This is a genomic window from Streptomyces sp. L7, from assembly GCF_050990935.1.
Taxonomy (GTDB): domain Bacteria; phylum Actinomycetota; class Actinomycetes; order Actinomycetales; family Microbacteriaceae; genus Leifsonia.
In genome coordinates, this window is record NZ_CP194644.1 from 3945037 (window position 1) to 3962827 (window position 17791).

Annotated in this window: 15 protein-coding genes and 1 pseudogene; 9 read left to right on the forward strand and 7 right to left on the reverse strand. The window is 73.6% G+C overall.

What is annotated here, in order from left to right:
* Positions 1 to 6: 6 nt before the first annotated feature.
* A pseudogene (locus ACR5MH_RS19985) lies at positions 7 to 4709 on the reverse strand (ATP-dependent helicase).
* Between the two features lie 60 nt (positions 4710 to 4769).
* Positions 4770 to 5441, reverse strand: coding sequence for an alpha/beta hydrolase (locus ACR5MH_RS19990; protein ID WP_433862089.1), 672 nt, complete (start codon positions 5439 to 5441; stop codon positions 4770 to 4772).
* A gap of 90 nt (positions 5442 to 5531) precedes the next feature.
* Between ACR5MH_RS19990 and ACR5MH_RS19995 the strand changes: the two genes are divergently transcribed.
* Genes ACR5MH_RS19995 through ACR5MH_RS20005 form a run of 3 tightly spaced genes read left to right on the forward strand, consistent with a single transcriptional unit; the run spans position 5532 to position 7640 of the window.
* On the forward strand, positions 5532 to 6113 hold the full coding sequence (locus tag ACR5MH_RS19995) for an NUDIX hydrolase family protein (RefSeq protein WP_431348785.1): 582 nt from the start codon (positions 5532 to 5534) through the stop codon (positions 6111 to 6113).
* 55 nt (positions 6114 to 6168) lie between these two features.
* Complete coding sequence (locus ACR5MH_RS20000; protein WP_431348786.1) at positions 6169 to 7023, forward strand: alpha/beta fold hydrolase; 855 nt, start codon at positions 6169 to 6171, stop codon at positions 7021 to 7023.
* Positions 7024 to 7043: 20 nt separating this feature from the next.
* Positions 7044 to 7640 (forward strand): TetR/AcrR family transcriptional regulator, encoded by a 597-nt coding sequence (locus ACR5MH_RS20005; protein WP_431348787.1) that lies wholly within the window; start codon positions 7044 to 7046, stop codon positions 7638 to 7640.
* A gap of 115 nt (positions 7641 to 7755) precedes the next feature.
* On the opposite strand, the gene ACR5MH_RS20010 is transcribed toward ACR5MH_RS20005, so the two are convergent.
* Entirely contained in the window at positions 7756 to 9543 is a 1788-nt protein-coding gene (locus ACR5MH_RS20010) for a DEAD/DEAH box helicase (RefSeq protein ID WP_431348788.1), read from the reverse strand.
* A gap of 254 nt (positions 9544 to 9797) precedes the next feature.
* On the opposite strand from ACR5MH_RS20010, the gene ACR5MH_RS20015 reads away from it, so the two are divergent.
* A complete protein-coding gene (locus ACR5MH_RS20015) occupies positions 9798 to 12014 on the forward strand; it encodes a HelD family protein (RefSeq protein WP_431348789.1) in 2217 nt (738 codons plus the stop codon).
* 4 nt (positions 12015 to 12018) lie between these two features.
* Here the strand turns inward: ACR5MH_RS20015 and ACR5MH_RS20020 are convergent, their stop codons facing one another.
* From ACR5MH_RS20020 to ACR5MH_RS20035, 4 genes are all read right to left on the reverse strand, one after another.
* Positions 12019 to 12636, reverse strand: coding sequence for a DUF1684 domain-containing protein (locus ACR5MH_RS20020; protein ID WP_431348790.1), 618 nt, complete (start codon positions 12634 to 12636; stop codon positions 12019 to 12021).
* 61 nt (positions 12637 to 12697) lie between these two features.
* A complete protein-coding gene (locus tag ACR5MH_RS20025; protein WP_431348791.1) occupies positions 12698 to 13249 on the reverse strand; it encodes a hypothetical protein in 552 nt (183 codons plus the stop codon).
* Positions 13250 to 13345: 96 nt separating this feature from the next.
* Positions 13346 to 14629: an RNA polymerase sigma factor gene (locus ACR5MH_RS20030; protein WP_431348792.1), complete on the reverse strand. Its 1284-nt coding sequence runs from the start codon at positions 14627 to 14629 to the stop codon at positions 13346 to 13348.
* A 17-nt stretch (positions 14630 to 14646) separates the two neighbouring features.
* Positions 14647 to 14967: a YciI family protein gene (locus tag ACR5MH_RS20035; protein WP_431348793.1), complete on the reverse strand. Its 321-nt coding sequence runs from the start codon at positions 14965 to 14967 to the stop codon at positions 14647 to 14649.
* Positions 14968 to 15078: 111 nt separating this feature from the next.
* On the opposite strand from ACR5MH_RS20035, the gene ACR5MH_RS20040 reads away from it, so the two are divergent.
* The 5 genes from ACR5MH_RS20040 to ACR5MH_RS20060 all read left to right on the forward strand — a co-directional run bounded on the left by ACR5MH_RS20040 (position 15079) and on the right by ACR5MH_RS20060 (position 17790).
* Entirely contained in the window at positions 15079 to 15615 is a 537-nt protein-coding gene (locus ACR5MH_RS20040) for an EVE domain-containing protein (RefSeq protein ID WP_431348794.1), read from the forward strand.
* Positions 15616 to 15619: 4 nt separating this feature from the next.
* The gene (locus ACR5MH_RS20045; RefSeq protein WP_431348795.1) at positions 15620 to 16189 is read left to right on the forward strand and encodes a 2-phosphosulfolactate phosphatase; all 570 of its coding nucleotides are present in this window, start codon (positions 15620 to 15622) and stop codon (positions 16187 to 16189) included.
* 77 nt (positions 16190 to 16266) lie between these two features.
* Complete coding sequence (locus ACR5MH_RS20050; protein ID WP_431348796.1) at positions 16267 to 16569, forward strand: DUF427 domain-containing protein; 303 nt, start codon at positions 16267 to 16269, stop codon at positions 16567 to 16569.
* Between the two features lie 54 nt (positions 16570 to 16623).
* Positions 16624 to 17241 carry a hypothetical protein gene (locus tag ACR5MH_RS20055; protein ID WP_431348797.1) on the forward strand — a complete coding sequence of 206 codons (618 nt, stop codon included), beginning with the start codon at positions 16624 to 16626 and terminating at the stop codon, positions 17239 to 17241.
* Positions 17242 to 17277: 36 nt separating this feature from the next.
* Positions 17278 to 17790: a SprT-like domain-containing protein gene (locus tag ACR5MH_RS20060; protein WP_431348798.1), complete on the forward strand. Its 513-nt coding sequence runs from the start codon at positions 17278 to 17280 to the stop codon at positions 17788 to 17790.
* The last annotated feature ends 1 nt before the right edge of the window (position 17791 follow it).

Below are 17791 nucleotides of genomic sequence, written 5' to 3' on the forward strand. Positions count from 1 at the left end.
CGGCCGTCACCCTCGCAGCCGGAGGCCGCGCGGCGTCGCGAGGAATCCCGCCTCCGAGAGCGCCGCGCCGAGCGGGCTGCCGAGCACGCTCGCGCCGTTGACCGTCTCGATCGCGAGCTTGTCCACGCGACGGGAGGTCACCAGACCGGCCAGGGCGCGGGAGGCCGCCACGAGCGCGGGGCGCGCCCCTTCGTCCTCCTGGTCCGCGAAGCAGAGCAGGCTCTTGCCGCCGCGCTCCACGTAGATGGTGAGTTCGCCGTCCACCAGGGCCACCAGGGCGCCCGCCTTGCGCCCGGGCCGGTGGCCGGTGCCGCCCTCCACGCCTCCGGTCGCGGCGGGGACGGCCGGCCACGGCAGCGCGGCGCCGTACGCGTTCGCCGGGTCGGTCGCCGCCAGGGCGACCGCGTCGAAGGGCCGCGGCTGCGTGTGATCGCGGGCGAACGTGCGCAGCCGGTCGACGGTCGGGCCGCTCGCGAACTGCGCGGCGCCGAGCGTCTCCACGAAATAGCCGCGGCGCGCGCGACCGCTGTCCTCGAAGCCGCTGAGCACTTTGTAGGCCAGGGCGAAGCCTCCCGGCGTCCCCTCGTTCATCACGGAGCCGCGGGTGACGACGCCGTACCGGTCGAGCAGCGTCTCGGCCTGGCCGTGCGCGCGGATCGTGGAGTCCAGGTCCCGCTCCGGGAGCAGCGACCAGCGGCCGGCGACCGTAGGCGGTCCCATCCGGGTGACCATCGCGGACGTCCGCGGCGCGCTGACGCGGCCGCGGTACATCCGGGAGCGGGTCGGCTGCCGGGGGCGCTTGTGGGCGCCGCCGCCCCCGCCGGTCAGGGTGCGGAGGGGAGCGAGCGTGTCGTTGGTGACCAGCCCGGCCCAGACCAGGTCCCACAGGGCGGTGACCAGGACGGCGTCCTCGATCGCTTCGCCGCGCTCGGCGCCGAGGGTGTCGGAGAGCTGGCGGAAGAAGTACCCGCCGCCGCGGGCGAGGGCCGCCAGGATGCCGCGCTGCAGTTCGTCGGGATCGTGGTCCGTCGGCGGAGCCAGCGTGAGTGGGGCGGAGTCGGCCAGGTTGAGGCTGATCCAGCCGTCGTTGCCCGGCAGCGAGCCGTCGCCCGCCCAGATCACCTCGCCGGTGGCGGTCAGCTCGTCCAGCATCGCCGGGCTGTAGTCCGCGACGCGGCTGGGCAGCACCAGCGACTCCCACGCGGAGGCCGGGATGCGCGCCCCGGCGAGCTGCTCGACGACCGAGGCCACGGCGTCCACGCCGCGCAGCGTGGAGCCGAGGTGCTGCCAGTCGGCGAGGAACCGCGCGAAGGTCGGGGTCTCGACCGGCTCGACCTCCTGGCGGAGCGCGGCGAGCGACATCCGCCGCAGCCGCCGCAGGACCTCGGCGTCGCACCACTCGGAGCCGGTCGCGTGCGGGCGGAACTCGCCCTCCACCACCCGGCCGTCGCGGGAGAGCCGGCGCAGCGCGTCGTGCACGATCGCGGGGCCGAGGCCGAACCGGGAGGCGACCTCCGCGACCTCGAACGAGCCGTGGGTGCGGGCGTAGCGGCTGACCAGGTCGCCGAGCGGGTCGTCCACCGGCTCGATGAAGGCGACGGGCACGCCGATGGGCAGCGGCACGCCGAGCGCGTCGCGCAGGCGGCCGGCGTCCTCGATGGCGGCGAAACGCTCCTCGCCGGCGATCGTGACCGCGAGGGCGCGCTTGGAGTCGACCAGGGAGGTGAGGTGGGCGCGGGCTGTGGCGAGGGTCGCATGCGGAGCGGTGGCGGGCTCCCCGTCGCTCGACCCGTCGTCGGCCGCCGCGTCCTCACTCTGCAGCCGCTCCGCGACCTGCGCCACCGTCAGCGGACCGAGCAGCCGCAGCAGGTCGGCCACGCCCTCCTCACCGCGCACCCGTCGCTCGGGATCGAGGCGCTGAAGCTGCAACTCCACGCGCTCGATCACCGACGGGTCGAGCAGTTCGCGCAGTTCCGCGCGACCCAGCAGCTCGGCCAGCAGCCCCGCGTCGAGCGACAGCGCGGCCGCCCGCCGCTCCGCCAGCGGACTGTCGCCCTCGTACATGAACGCCGCGACGTACCCGAAGAGCAGCGAGCGGGCGAACGGCGAGGCCGTCTCGGTCGCGGCCTCGACCAGCGTGATGCGCCGCTGGGCGATGCTCTGCGCCACCTCGTCCAGCGCCGGGAGGTCGTAGACGTCCTGCAGGCACTCGCGCACCGTCTCCAGGATGATCGGGAAGCTCGGATACTTGCGCGCCACGTCCAGGAGCTGCGACGCCTTCTGCCGCTGCTGCCAGAGCGGCGACCGCTTGCCGGGGTTGTACTTGGGCAGCAGCAGTGCGCGGGCCGCGCACTCGCGGAACCGGGAGGCGAACAACGCCGAGCCGCCGACTTCCAAGGTCACCAGCTCGTCCAGCTCGGCCGGCTCGAAGACGAAGAGCTCGCCGCCGGGAGGCGTGGATTCCGTGTCGGGAATACGCACGATGATGCCGTCGTCCGCCGCCATCGCGCCGGCGTCGATGCCGTAGCGCTCGCGCACGCGCGCCTGCACGGCCAGCGCCCACGGCGAGTGGACCGGCATGCCGTACGGGGAATGCAGTACGACGCGCCAGTCGCCGAGCTCGTCGCGGAACCGCTCGACCACGAGCGTCCGGTCGGTCGGCACGTGCCCGGTGGCCTCCTTCTGCTCGCGCAGGAACGCCAGCAGGTTGGCCGTCGCGAACGCGTCGAGTCCGGCCTCCACGCAGCGCAACTCGGCGTCGGCGGGGAGGCCGCGCTCAGCTCGCGCACGAACGCGCCGACCGCCGCGCCCAGCTCGGCCGGCCGGCCGATGCCGTCGCCCTTCCAGAACGGCAGGCGCCCCGGCTCGCCGAACGCGGGCGAGACGAGCACGCGGTCGTGGGTGATCTCCTGGATGCGCCAGCTCGTCGACCCGAGCGCGAACACGTCGCCGACGCGCGACTCGTAGACCATCTCCTCGTCCAGCTCGCCCACGCGGCTCGCGCGCTCGCCGACCATGTAGACCGCGAACATGCCGCGGTCCGGGATGGTGCCGCCGCTCGTCACGGCCAGCCGCTGGGCGCCGGGCCGGCCGGTGAGCGTACCGGCGTCGCGATCCCACACGATGCGGGGGCGCAGCTCGGCGAACTCGTCGGACGGGTAGCGGCCGGCGAGCAGGTCGAGGGTCGCGTCGTAGGCACTGCGGGGCAGGGTCGCGAACGGCGCGCTGCGGCGCACGGTGTCGAACCAGTCGTCGGCATCGAGCGGCTCCAACGCTGTCGCCGCGACGGTCTGCTGGGCGAGGATGTCGAGCGGGTTGGTCGGGATCCGCATCGTCTCGATCAGGCCGCCGACCATCCGCTCGGTCGCGACCGCCGAGTGGATGAGGTCGGCTCGATGCTTGGGAAACACGACGCCCCGTGACACCTCGCCGACCTGGTGGCCGGCGCGGCCGACCCGCTGGAGCCCGCTCGCGACCGAGGGCGGCGCCTCCACCTGCACGACGAGGTCCACCGCGCCCATGTCGATGCCGAGCTCCAGGCTGGAGGTCGCCACGACGCAGCGCAGCCTCCCGGACTTCAGGTCGTCCTCGATCAGGGCGCGCTGCTCCTTGCTGACCGACCCGTGGTGCGCGCGGGCGAGGATGAGCGACTCCGCGTCGGCGACAGCGGCGGAGCCCTTGGTCTGGCCAGAGCCGCCCATCAGCTCCGCCGGGGGCCGGGAGGTCGCGTCGCCCCCTCCGCCGGACCCCGCTCCGGCCTCCCCGCCGAGCACTCGCTCTTCGTAGAGCTCGTTGAGCCGGGCGGTGAGCCGCTCGGCCAGCCGCCGCGAGTTCGCGAACACGATGGACGAGCGGTGCTCCAGCACCCGGTCGACGATCGCTTCCTCCACGTGCGGCCAGATCGAGCCGGCCTGCGGCGCGGAGCCGTCGTCGTTGTCACTGGTGTACGTGGAGGTGCCGAGCTCGCTCATGTCCTCGACCGGCACGACGACGCGGAGGTCGAAGCGCTTGCCCGCGGGCGGGGCCACGATCTCGACCGGCGAACTGCCGCCGAGGAACCGGGCGACCTCCTCCGGCGGACGCACCGTCGCGGACAGGCCGATGCGCTGCGCGGGCTTCTCCAGGAGGGCGTCGAGCCGCTCCAGCGAGAGCGCGAGATGGGCGCCGCGCTTGGTGGCGGCGACGGCGTGCACCTCGTCCACGATCACGGTCTCCACGCTTGCGAGGGTCTCGCGCGCCTGAGAGGTGAGCATGAGGAAGAGCGACTCGGGCGTGGTGATCAGGATGTCCGGCGGCGATGCGACGAGCGCGCGGCGGTCGGCCGACGACGTGTCGCCCGAGCGCACACCGACGCTGACATGGGGAGGCTCGGCGCCGAGCCGTCGCGCCGTCTGCGTGACGCCGACCAGCGGAGCGCGGAGGTTGCGCTCCACGTCCACACCGAGCGCCTTCAGCGGTGAGATGTAGAGGACGCGCGTGCCGGGGCGGGCGTCCCGCGGGCGCTCCTCGCTCGCCAGCCGGTCGATCGCCCAGAGGAACGACGCCAGCGTCTTGCCCGAGCCGGTCGGCGCGATGACGAGCGCGTGGCGTCCATGGGAGATGGCCTCCCACGCGCCGGTCTGCGCGTCGGTGGGCGCGGCGAAGGCCCCGCGGAACCATTCACGGGTCGCGGGGGAGAACCGGTCGAGCACATCGCTCATCGCATCCATCCTGCTCCCGGCCACCGACACCGCCAAGGGGAGGCCGGTCGGGGCCGCCGCGTCGGGTCGTCAGCGCGGCAGGTGCGCCCCGATGAACGACGAGATGTCGCCGAGCTCGAGCGGCGAGATCCCGTGGCCGAGCCCCTCGTAGATGCGCGCGTCGAGCGTCGTGTGGCCTTCCAGCCACTCGGCCGCGCGCGCGACACCGGCCGCGGGGATGGTGTCGTCGTGCGTGCCGCGACCCCAGAACACCGGCGGCCGGCTCTCGGCGAGCACTGCATCGCCGTCCTGCGCGCCCTGCACGACGAACGCGGACAGCGTCACGGCGAAGTCGAAGCGCTCGGGTGCCAGGCGCAGGAGCTGGATGGCGAGGCCGCCGCCTTGCGAGAAGCCGAGAAGACCGGTCGGCGCATCCGGCTGGTCGTCCAGCCAGTGGAGCACGGCGCGGGCGGCGGCGTCGGCGTTGGCGGCGAGCGGGTCGACCGAGACGTTGGTGAAGCGGGAGAACCACGCGAAGCCCGGGCCCTCCGGGATCGGCGCCCGCAGCGAGGCGATCACCGGCTCCAGCGGCAGGTACGCCGAGATCCCGAACAGGTCCGCCTCGTCCGACCCGTAGCCGTGCAGGAGGATCAGCCGGGGGCGGCCGACGCGGTCGGCCTCGCCGGCGGACCAGAGCACGGCCTCGTGGTCGAGGTGCAGCTCGGGAGCGGGGAAGGGCATGGTCCATTCTGCGCACGACATCTTGTCCTCCACATCCCCCCAGATCGCGGCGCAGTCCACAGATCGGTCTGTACGGGTGGCGGCAGGGTGGGTGATCCGTAGGATCAGTGCATGAGCGTGCGCACCCCCGACCCGGACCCGACCCCCGACCCGCTCGACGGCGACGGCGTCCTGCCCGGTCCCGCCTGGCTGAGCGACATCGAGCTGGAGCAGATCCGCCGGCGGCTGCCGCTGCTCTACGTGGAGGCCGTGCCCGTGCGGGTGGACGGCCTCGGCCAGGTGACCGAGGTCGGCGTGCTGCTGCGGGCCAACGCGGTGGGGGAGATCACCCGCACCCTCGTCTCCGGCCGGGTCATGTATGGCGAGACGCTGCGCGAGGCGCTGTTCCGGCACCTGGAGAAGGACCTCGGGCCGATGGCGTTCCCGCTGCTGCCGGCCAGCGCTGTGCCGTTCCAGGTCGCGGAGTACTTCCCGCTGCCCGGGGTGTCGGCGTTCACGGACGAGCGGCAGCACGCGGTCTCGCTCGCGTACGTCGTGCCGGTGACCGGGACCTGCGAACCGCGGCAGGACGCGCTCGAGATCACGTGGATGACGCCGGAGGAGGCGGTCTCCCACACGGTCTGCGAGGAGCTGGAGGGCGGTCGTGGCGTGCTGGTGAAGGCGGCGATGGCGTCGGTCGGCAAGATCGTCTGATTTTTTTCGAATCTTTTGCTTGCATTGTTTGGCTAATGGTATTAGCTTTTTGGCTATGAACACTTCCATCGCTTCGCAGGTCCGGTACCTGCAGCGCCCCGAGGGACGCATCAGCTACACCGTCGAGGGCTCCGGCCCGCTCGTCGTCGCCGTCCCCGGGATGGGCGATCTGCGTTCCACCTACCGCGAGCTCACCGGCCCGCTGTTGGAGGCCGGCTACCGCGTCGCGGTCACCGATCTCCGGGCGCACGGCGAGTCGGACACGACGTTCCGCGAGTTCGGCGACATCGCGACCGCACGCGACCTGATCGCACTGATCGACGAACTCGGGGGCAACGCCGTCGTCCTCGGCAACTCGATGGGCGCCGCGGCCGCCGCCTGGGCCGCCGCCGAGCGTCCCGACGCGATCACTGGCCTCGTGCTCTACGGTCCGCTGCTGCGCGACCCCGCGATGAGCCGCGTCACGGTCGCCGCCATCCACGGCATGTACCGCGTGCTGTTCGCCGGCCCCTGGGGCCCGGGCGTCTGGGCGGGGTACTACCGCTCGATCAACAAGGGCCGCACAGCGCCGTGGCTCCCGGAGCACGCCGCCGACCTGAAGCGCAACATGAAGGAGCCCGGCCGGCTGCGCTCCTTCCGCCACCTCACCCTCCAGCTCACGCACTCGGTCGTCGAGCCCCGGCTGCCGGAGGTGAAAGCCCCCATCCTCGCCTTCGTCGGCGCGCTCGACCCCGACTACCGCGACCCGGCCGCGGAGGCCGACTGGATCGAGTCCCTCGGCGCGGAGGTCGTCCGCGTGCCCGAGTCGGGCCACTACCCGCAGGCCCAGCGGCCGGACGTGATCGTGCCCGCGACCCTGCGGTTCCTGGCGGAGCGGCGGGGGAGCGGATGGGGTGAGGCGCATGCGTAGGGGACCGATCGGGGGCGCCCGTGCCTAGGGCCGGGCTGACCCGCTCCGCGGTCGGCGCCGTGGCCCTCGACCTCGTCGACGCCGGCGGCGTGACCGGCCTCGACCGGCTGACCCTCGCGGCCGTGGCCTCCCGCGCCGGCGTGGCGGTGCCGAGCCTGTACAAGCACGTCGCATCGCTCGACGACCTTCGCCGCATGGTCGCGACCGAATGCGTCACCGAGTTGACCGGCGTGCTCGCCGAGGCGACCATCGGGCGCTCGGGGCCGGACGCCCTCCACTCGGCGGCGGACGCGGTCCGCGCGTACGCGCACCGGCACCCCGGGCGGTACGCCGCGACGCAGGTCGCCCCCGATCTCGCTTCGGAGGACGACGCCGGGCTCGCGGCCCGTGCCGGCGAGACGATCGCCGTCCTGGCCGCGGCGCTGCGCGGCTTCGGGCTGCCGGAGGAGGCGACGGTCGACGCGATCCGGATGCTGCGCAGCGCCCTGCACGGCTTCATCACCCTGGAACTCGGCGGCGGCTTCGGCCTGCCCGACGACCTCGACCGCAGCTTCCGCCTCCTCATCGACGGCATCGAGGCCGGCATCGCCACCCTGGCCGCCCCCGCGGCCCGCTAGGGGCGCCGCGGGGCAACGGAGGAGTCGCGCTCACGAACGAGCCGAAAAGCAGTCAACGGAGGAGATCCGATGGCGTGGCCGTCGGATCTCCTCCGTTGTCGCGTGACGGGGCGTCTCAGCCGTGGGCGCGGCGGGTGCCGCGGCCGCGGGTGGTGCCCGAGTTCACCAGGTCACCGACGCGCATGCCCTGACGCGGAGAGTTCGATCCGTGGGTCGAGCCGCCCTTGTGGCCGGTCCCGGCCGTGTGCGGCGCGGCGTCACCGCTGGAGGCGCGACGGCCGCGGCCGTTCCCGCGCGGGGAGCTGTCACGGGCGCCCTCGCGGCCGGTGCCGCTCTGACCTCCGCCGTTGCGGCCAGCAGCGCCCTGGCCTCCGCCGTTGCGGCCGCCGCCGTTCTGGCCTCCGGCGTTCCGGCCGCCGGCGGTGCGGCCCGCGGCGCCCTGGTCGCTTCCGTTGCCACCATTGCCGCCGCGGCCTCCCGCATTCCTGCCGCCATCATTCCGGCCGGCACTGTTGCGACCTCCGGCCTCGCGGCCCGCGCCGTTCTGGCCCGCGTCACCCGCGGCCCCGTTCTGCCCGGCCCCGCGACGGCGTCGCCGGCCACCGCCGGTGCCCGCACCGCCGGCACCCGCGTCGCCGCGTCCACCACCGGTCGCACCACCGCGACCGCCGCCGTTGCCGCCGCCGTTCGTGACCGCCGCCGGGGCGACGCGCTCCGCGCGCTCGCCGACCAACGCGGTCACGGCCGCGGACTCCGCCGTCACCCGCTGCGGCCTCGCCGTGATCGCGGCCGCGCGCAGCAGCGACTTCACGTCGCCCGCCTGCTCCGGCAGCATCACGGTCGCGACGTCGCCGGCGCTTCCGGCGCGCGCCGTGCGGCCCGAGCGGTGCAGGTACGCCTTGTGCTCCGCGGGCGGATCGACGTGCACGACCAGCTCCACCTCGTCCACGTGGACACCGCGGGCGGCGACGTCCGTCGCCACGAGCACGCGCACGTCCCCGGTTCCGAACGCCGCGAGGTTGCGGTCCCGGGCGCCCTGGCTGAGGTTGCCGTGCAGGTCGACGGCGGGGATGCCCGCCGACGTGAGCTGCTTGGCGAGGCGCTTGGCCTGGTGCTTGGTGCGCATGAACAGGATGCGGCGGCCGCGCCCGGAGGCGAGCGCGTGGATGAGGTCCTTCTTGGCGTCCTGATCGGCGACCTCGAAGACGTGGTGGGTCATGGCCTCCACGTGGCTGGTCGCCTCGTCCACCGAGTGCAGCACCTCGTTGGTGAGGAACTTCTTCACCAGCTTGTCGACGCCGTTGTCCAGGGTCGCCGAGAAGAGCAGGCGCTGGCCGCGGGCGGGGGTCGCGTTGAGGATGCGCGTGACGGTGGGCAGGAAGCCGAGGTCAGCCATGTGGTCGGCCTCGTCCAGCACGGTGATCTGCACCTGGTCGAGGTGGACGATGCCCTGCTTCATCAGGTCTTCGAGGCGACCGGGGCAGGCGACGATGATGTCGACGCCGGCCTGCAGAGCGGTCACCTGCCGGCTCTGCGACACCCCGCCGAAGATCGTGGTCGTGGTCAGCCCGAGCGCGCCCGCGAGCGGCTTGAGGGTGGCGTCGATCTGGGTGGCGAGCTCACGGGTCGGCGCGAGCACGAGGCCGCGGGGCCGGCGGTTTCCGCGGGCGGGACGGCCGCCGGCCGACGCGGGCGTCGACGCCGCGAGGCGCGCGGCCATCGGCAGCGCGAACGCGATCGTCTTGCCCGAGCCGGTCTTGCCGCGCCCGAGCACGTCGCGTCCGGCGAGCGTGTCGGGCAGGGTGTCGGCCTGGATGGGGAACGGCTCCGTCTTGCCGTCGGCCGCGAGGACGGCGACGAGGGGAGCGGGCACGCCGAAGTCGGCGAAAGTCTGGTTGGTCACTGGTGCCTTTCTGGCAGGTTTCGCCCATGAGGGCGGGTCCGGCGGCGTCGCGGAAGGGCGACGTCTTCGCCGGAAAGAAGAGGGATGGTGCGCGGCGGGGGCCCCGCCCGGCGCTCGCGCACACCGGCGATGCCGGCAGGCCAGTCGTGCTGGTCCGTCTAGTCTACCGGGTGCGCGCCGGATGATTGCTGGGAGCGGATTCATAGCCGGAGGTCGTAGACTTTCGGCCCGTAATCCCGGAAGGTGGTTCGCGCGTGCAGGAATCCGAGCTCGATCGTGAGCGCACCGTGGTCTCCGGCCTGTACGAGCGTCTCGACACGCTCCGGGCGGAGACGGAGGAGCGGCTGACGCGGGTGCGCCGCGAGAGCGTGGGGAGCAACCACCAGGCGCGCAGCGAACGGGACGCCTTCGCCCGCCTCTACGAGGACCAGCTCGTGCAGCTCCGCGACGTGGACGCCCGGCTCGTCTTCGGCAGGCTCCTGCTGGAGGAGCCGGTCGACGGCACCGACCACCGCTACATCGGCCGCGTGGGCCTGCGCGACGACGACCAGCGCTCGCTGCTCGTGGACTGGCGCGCGCAGCAGGCGAGCGCCTTCTACCAGGCCACCGCGACCGAGCGGATGGGCGTGCGCGCCCGCCGCCATCTCACCATGAACGGCCGCCAGGTGGTCCGGATCGACGACGAGGTCTTCGACGAGGCGCTGCTCGACGGCGACGCGTCCGGCGAGCATGTGCAGGGCGAGGGCGCGCTGCTGGCCGCCCTGACCGCGCAGCGCACCGGCCGCATGCACGACATCGTCGCGACCATCCAGGCCGAGCAGGATCGCATCATCCGCTCCGACCTCCGTGGCGCGCTCGTCGTGCAGGGCGGTCCCGGCACAGGGAAGACCGCGGTCGCGCTGCACCGCGCCGCCTACCTGCTGTACGCGAACCGGCAGCGGCTCAGCGCCTCCGGCGTGCTCGTCGTCGGCCCGTCCCCCGCGTTCCTGCGCTACATCGAGGCTGTCCTCCCGTCGCTCGGCGAGACCGGCGTCGTCATGCAGACGCTGGGCGAGCTGTTCCCCGGCGTGGACACCACGGCCGAGGACGAGCCGGAGGCCGCGCGCCTGAAGGGCTCCATCCAGATGGCGCGGCTGCTCTCCCGCGCCGTGAAATCCCGGCAGAAGGCGCCGGCCGAGCCGCAGACGATCGTGGTCGACAACGAGCGTCTCGTCGTCCATCCCGACCTCGTGCAGCGCGCGCTCGGGAAGGCGCAGCGCACCGGCAAGCCGCACAACGTCGCCCGGGTCACGTTCGTGAAGCAGGCGCTCGGCGAGCTCACCGACCAGCTCGCGGCCCAGCTCAGGGCCGGCGGTTCCACGATCGACGAGGCGGACCTCCGGGTGCTGCGCGAGGACCTGCGCACGTCGTACGACGTCCGGGTGCTGCTGAACACCGCGTGGCTGCCGCTCACCCCGCAGAAGCTGCTGCAGGACCTGTACGCGCGTCCCGCGTGGCTGGCCGAGTTGACGCCACGGTGGACGCCTGCGCAGCGGGAGGCGCTGCTGCGCGACCGGAACGCGCCGTTCACGGTCTCCGACGTGCCGCTCCTGGACGAGGCCGCCGAACTGCTCGGCGACTTCCCCGGCCGCGCCGACCAGGCCTCCCGCGAGCGCGACCGGCAGCGCAAGCGCGACCTCGAGAACGCGCGCGCGGCGATCCGCAACATGGGTGTGCAGGGACTGGTCAGCGCCGAGCAGCTCGCGGACGGCTTCGCCGAGCAGGAGGACCGCGGCACGACCGCCGAGCGCGCGCTCGCCGACCGGTCGTGGACCTACGGGCACGTCGTGGTGGACGAAGCGCAGGAGCTGTCCGCGATGCAGTGGCGCGTGCTGGTGCGCCGCTGCCCGATGAAGTCGTTCACGATCGTCGGGGACATCGCCCAGGTGGCGTCGGCCGCGGGCGCGACGAGCTGGGACGATGCGCTGAGCCCGGTGTTCAAGGACGCCTGGCGCCTGGAGGAGCTGACGGTCAACTACCGCACGCCCGCCCAGATCACCCGCGAGGCCGAGCGGATCGCGGCGGCGGCGGGGCTGCCGATCACGCCGACGCGCGCGGTGCGGGAAGGCGACTGGCCGATCCGTCGGGTGGCGGCGGAGGAGTCCGGTCTCCCCGCCGCGGTCGCCGAGGCGGTGGCGCACGACCGGTCCGTGGACGCCGAGGGGACGCTCGCCGTCATCGCGACGGCCGCCGAGGTGGAGGCTGTCGCGGCGGCGGTCCGCTCGCGGTTCGGCGATGCGGCAGCGCGGGGAGCCGCCGGGCTCACGCGGCCGATCTCGGTGCTGACGGGCTACGAGGCGAAGGGCCTTGAGTTCGACGCGGTGGTCCTGGCCGACCCGGCGGCGCTCGCCGCGGAGTCGGTCCGCGGGGCGGCATCGCTCTATGTGGCGATGACGCGGCCGACGCAGCGGTTGACGCTGGTGGAGGCCTGACCCCTCACTCGCCGCCGTACCGCTCGCCGACCGGCACCTCCGCGCTGAGCGTGTTGCCCGCCTGCGCGAGCGGGCACGCCCACGCCGGGTCGTACGCGCAGGACGGGTTGTAGGCGAAGTTGAAGTCGAGGACGATCGTGCTCTCGTAGTCGTCGGCTGTCATCCCGAGGTCGGAGCCCTTGATCGTGTCGATCAGGTAGCGGCCGCCGCCGTAGGTGCCGCCGCGGCGGCCGGCGAGGGCGTCCTTCACCGGGACGAACAGGCCGCCGCCGTAGGAGGACAGCCGCCAGACGTCGAGCGATCCCGCCAGCGGGACGCGCACTGTGCCGAGCAGTTCGAACGGGACGACGCCGTCCGTGCCGGTCTCCACGTCCATCCGCGTCGCCTTCTCGGCGGGGTGGATCGGCAGCTCGAAACGCCAGTCCGGGTCGTACGGCGACACCGGCAGCCCGGTGAAGCGATCCCGGTCCTCGTCCATCAGCGGGGTAGCCGGGTGCGACGAGAACAGGTCGTTGCGGCACGAGATCCAGTGCGCGTGGGCCGCCGCCGGGTCGGAGGCGGCGATCCGGCGCACGGACGCGTACAGGGCGAACACGCTGCGGCGCCAGTCCGCGGTCTGCACGGCGGTGGCGACGCGCCCGCGTCCGGCCGCGACCTCGGGGAGGGCTCGGGGGTGATGGTGCTCATGCTGCTGCCTCCGTCGTGGCTGAAACCGGTTCGGGCGTGGGGGGATCGTATGCCCAGGTGGGGGCGAGGCGCCGCAGGCGCAGCCCGCGCCACTGCCAGAACGCCCACAGTCCGTACCAGGCGAGCGGGGTCACGACGCCGGCGCGCACCACCAGGCGGTCGCGGTACAGCGTGCGGAGCCGGCCGTCCGGCCCGGGCCCCGCAGGGTCGGGGGCGATGGCCATCCGGTGGTCGAGGTGCGGGATCGCGGACAGCACGCCCCCGACCCCGCCGCCGCTGTCGCGCAGGATGCGCGTGGCGCGCTCGCGCGGGTCGGTCGAGCGGAGCGTGTCGAGACGGATCGCCTGCGTTCCGACGGTGACGGCGCCGAGGGCGCGGACGCTCACCCGGTGCTCCGCCGTGTCCCACACGGTCGGGAAGCCCGCGGGCTCGTCCGACCGGAAGTCCACCCACGGCAGCGCCACCTCGCGGAAGGCCGTGGGGCTCTGCAGGGCACGCCAGGCCGCATCAGGGTCGCAGTCCAGGATCAGCTTGAGGAGGACTCTCACGCACCCCAGTGTCACGCATCCTCCGCGTCAGTGTCACCCATCCTCCGTGTCGGGCCACACATTGTCGGAGCGCTCCCGGACGTCCGTCCCCGTCCGTCACCCCGCCGCGGCTTCGTCCGCCCGCGCCAGCAGCAGCGCGCGCTCGCGTTCGTTGCCGGTCATCGCGGCCGCGCGCAGGAACTCCGCCTGCGCCTCCGCGGTCCGGCCCAGCTTCAGCAGGAAGTCGGCCCGGACCGAGGGCAGCAGGTGGTACGACGCCAACTCGCCGGAGAGCACGAGCCGGTCCACCACGTCGAGACCGGCCTCCGGGCCGTACGCCATCGACAGGGCGACCGCCCGGTTCAGCTCCACGACCGCCGACGGGTGGAGGGCGGCGAGCGCGCCGTAGAGCGCGACGATCTCCTCCCAGTCGGTGTCCTCCGGCGCGGCGGCGGTCGCGTGGCAGGCGGCGATCGCGGCCTGCAGCGCGTAGGGGCCGCGGCCGCGGAAGCCGACCAGCCGGTCGGCGCGGGCCAGGGCGGCGACCCCGCGGCCGATCAGGATGCGGTCCCAGCGGGTGCGGTCCTGGTCCTGCAGCAGGATCGGCTCGCCATCGGCGGTGGCGCGCGCCGGGAGGCGGGAGGCCTGGAACTCCATCAGCGCCACCAGGCCGTGCACCTCCGGCTCGCGCGGGGTGAGCTCGGCGAGCACGCGGCCGAGGCGGAGGGCCTCCTGGCAGAGGTCGGGGCGCATCCAGTCGTCGCCCGCGGTGGCGGAGTAGCCCTCGTTGAAGATCAGGTAGACGACCTCCAGCACCGACGCCAGCCGCTCGGGGTACTCGACGCGGTCGGGCACCTCGAACGGGACGTGAGCGGAGGTCAGCGTCCGCTTGGCGCGCACGATGCGCTGCGCGATGGTCGGGACGGGGACGAGGAAGGCGCGCGCGATCTCCTCGGTGGTGAGGCCGCCGAGCAGTTTGAGCGTCAGGGCGACCCGCGCCGACGGGGCGAGCACGGGGTGGCAGGCGACGAACACGAGGCGCAGCAGGTCGTCCTGGATCTCCTCCTCCACGACCGCGGCCGGGTCGTCGTCCTCCCGCTGCTCCAGGTCGCGGGCGAGCGCCGCGTAGCGCTCGTCGAGTCGTTCGCGGCGGCGCCAGCCGTCGATCGCGCGGCGCTTGGCGACGGTGGTCAGCCAGGCGCCCGGGTTGCGCGGGATGCCGGCCTCCGGCCACTGCTCGAGCGCGGCCACCAGCGCGTCCTGCGCGAGTTCCTCGGCGAGCCCCACGTCGCCCGTCCAGCGCGCGAGGGCGGCGACGAGCTTGCCGGACTCGATGCGCCACACGGCCTCCACGGCGTCCACGGCCGCCCGGTCGGTGGTCGTGCGCTCCCGTTCCACCACGACCGCTCCTCCCGCGCTCACGTCTCGGCCGCCCCGGTCAGGATGCGGCGCACCTCGACTCTGCCACGACCGAGCGGGAGCCGTCGCGCCCATTCGACGGCTTCGGCGCGATCGGAGGTCTGCACGATCCACACGGCGGCCGGCCGGACGGAGGAGAACGGCTGCAGGCCCGCGTTCGTGCGCGGGCCGCCGAAGGTCAGTTCGACGTGCGTGCCGTCGTCGTCCGCGAGGACCTCGCCCACCAGGAGCACCCCGGCGCGGATCAGCTCGACCGTGTAGCGCTGGATCGACTCCGCGGGGGCGGGGCCGTCCGTGCTGAGCAGGAGGAGGTAGCGCATCCGTCGTCCTTCCGTAGCGGGCACTCGTGAAGACGTCGAGCGGGGGCCCGGGATTCGACACCGCAGCCCGTCGCGGCCCGCGATGTCCGACGTGTGCGCTACAACGGGAGCATGGCGATCCGGTACTGGCTGGGCGTGGTGCACCACGATCACGTGCTCCGCGGCGTGGCCGGCGGCTTCGCGCAGGTGAACCACGGTGCCCGCGCGCCCCTGGAGCGGATGGGACCCTCCGACGGGTTCGTGTTCTACTCGCCGCGCGAGTCCTTCGACGGCGAGCCGCTCAAGCAGTTCACGGCGGTCGGGAGGCTGGCCGACGCCGACGTCTTCCAGGCCACGCAGGGGCAGCAGATGCGCGGCGCCGGCGGCGACTTCCTGCCGTGGCGGCGCCGGGTCGACTGGGACCACGACGCCGTCGCGACGCCGATCCGGCCGCTGCTGGCCTCCCTCGACTTCACGCGGGACACGCGCGACTGGGGCTACCAGCTCCGCGCCGGACTGATCGAGCTCACCCGGCACGACTTCGAGCTGATCCGCCACCAGCTGAGGCGCACGCCGGGCGAGCAGCGGCCCTCCACCGCGCGTCGCGCCGACGGTCCGCGTCACCCGGCGCAACACGCGACGACCGCCTTCGGCGCCGGGCTACGCTGAGGCGGTGAGCTCGCAGACCGACCCCTCGACCGTCCCCGCCGCCCACCGCCAGGCCAAGTACCAGGTGCGCTTCGACTGGGCCGAGGACGGGGCGGCCGCCGTCGCGGCGGACGCCGATGTGGTGGTCTGGGTGGACGTGATCGAAGACCGGCCGATCGCGGAGGCCGCTGCGCTCCCCGGGGCGGGTGCGGTCGTCGCCGCGGGCCTCGCCGACGCCGCGGCGGTCGCGCAGTGGATCCTCGCCGAGCAGGTGCGCCTCGGCCGCCGTGCGATGGTGGCAGTCGTCGCCGCCGGCGGATCCTCGGCCTCCGGGGGCACCCGTTTCGCGGTGGAGGACCTCCTGGGCGCCGGCGCGGTGGTGGACGCCCTCGCCGCGCTCGGGATCGACTACAGCTCGCCGGAGGCCGCAGCCGCCTGCGCCGCTTTCACCGGCCTGCGCGGCGCCGTCGCCCACCTGCTCACCGCCTCGGTCTCGGGCCAGGAGCGCATCGCCGCCGGCGCGGACGCGGCCGCGCTCGCCGCGTCCGGCAGGCTCGGCACGGTCTTCGACGTCCGGGTGCTGCGGGCCGCCTGAGCGGTCGGTATGAACTCCCGGCCGTCGGAATGATCCGGTCGAACCGGGTGTTCACTGCGATCAGGAGGTTTGCATTCATGAAAGCAGTACTGAACGACACCGTCATCGCCGAGGCCCCGACTGAGGACCTCATCCGCATCGAGGGCAACTGGTACTTCCCGCCGCAGAGCGTCAACTCGGAGCACCTGGTGGAGTCGGCCACTCCGTACACGTGTCCGTGGAAGGGCGAGTGCCAGTACTTCTCCGTGAAGGACGGCGGCACGGTGCTCCAGGACCGCGCGTGGAGCTACCCCACGCCGTACCCGAGCTCGTTCGACCGCGTGGGCAAGGACTACAGCAACTACGTCGCGTTCTGGAAGGACGTGCGCGTCGTCGACTGACGGCTCCGAACGCGCGGTGACCGGGTCAACGCAGGTTTGCCGACTACGCTGGACGTGAACCGCACGACCTGGGAGCCGACCCTGAGCATCATCCTCGGATACGATCCGTCCACCCTGCGCGAGCGTGTCGACCTCCGCGCCGCCGACGAGCGGCTCGAGGAGCTCGGCAGCCTGCGCAGCTTGAGCGCGCTCAACGAGAAGACCGTCCTGCTCCGGCTGCTCGGCCGGCTGGACGAGGCCTACACGGTCGCCAACGAGGCGGTGCGCCAGGCGCGCTTCACCGGCGACCGCGAGCAGCTCCTCGGCGCGCGCATCCGCCGCGGCCAGGTGCTGCAGTACCAGGGCAAGTTCGACGAGGCGATCGTGGAGCTCACCGGCTGCGTCGACGAGGCGCGCGGGCGCGAGTGGACGGCGCTGGAAGCGTTCGCGGTGCAGAACCGCGGCAAGGTGCACTTCGACCTGAAGGAGTACGAGGCCGCGCTGTCCGACATGACGGCGGCCGTGTTCCTGCGCGAGAAGCTCGGCGCCTCCCCGGCGGAGATCGAGGGTGCGCTCACGGCGGTGGCCGTCGTGCAGCGGTTCCTGGAGGCGCAGCGCGCCGCCGCGGGCGCCGGTGAGGGCGACGCCGGCGGCGGAGACGGCGTCGGCAACGGCGTCGGCTCCCCGGCGTAGGATTCCTGGCATGAGCCGACCAGGGAGCCGACGCTGATGGCAGAGTTGGAGCGCGTGCGCCGGTGGGCGGAGGCCCTCATCACCCTCCATCTCGACCCTGCCGTGTGGAGCTTCGACTTCGACAACGCGAAGACCCGCGCGGGGCTGTGCAACTACACCGCCAAGCGGATCACGGTCTCCCGCTACCTGGCCGCCCGCTACGAGGACGACGACATCCACCAGATCCTGTTGCACGAGGTGGCGCACGCCCTGGCGGGCTCCCGCGCCGGGCACGGTCCGCGCTGGCGGGCGATCGCGCTCGACCTCGGTTACGAGGGCAAGCGGCTGCACGGCGGTGCGATCGCGGACGACCTCGCGCCGTGGGTGGGGACGTGTCCGCAGGGCCACACGCACTACCGCTACCGGAAGCCGGCGCGCGCCCTCGCCTGCGGGGCCTGCAGCCGGCGGTTCGACTCGGCGAACCTCATCTCCTGGGTGCACCGGGAGGTCTCGTCGGCGCAACGGCGGATGGCCGCGGCAGCCGCGACAGAAGTTCTCGACGCCGACTGAC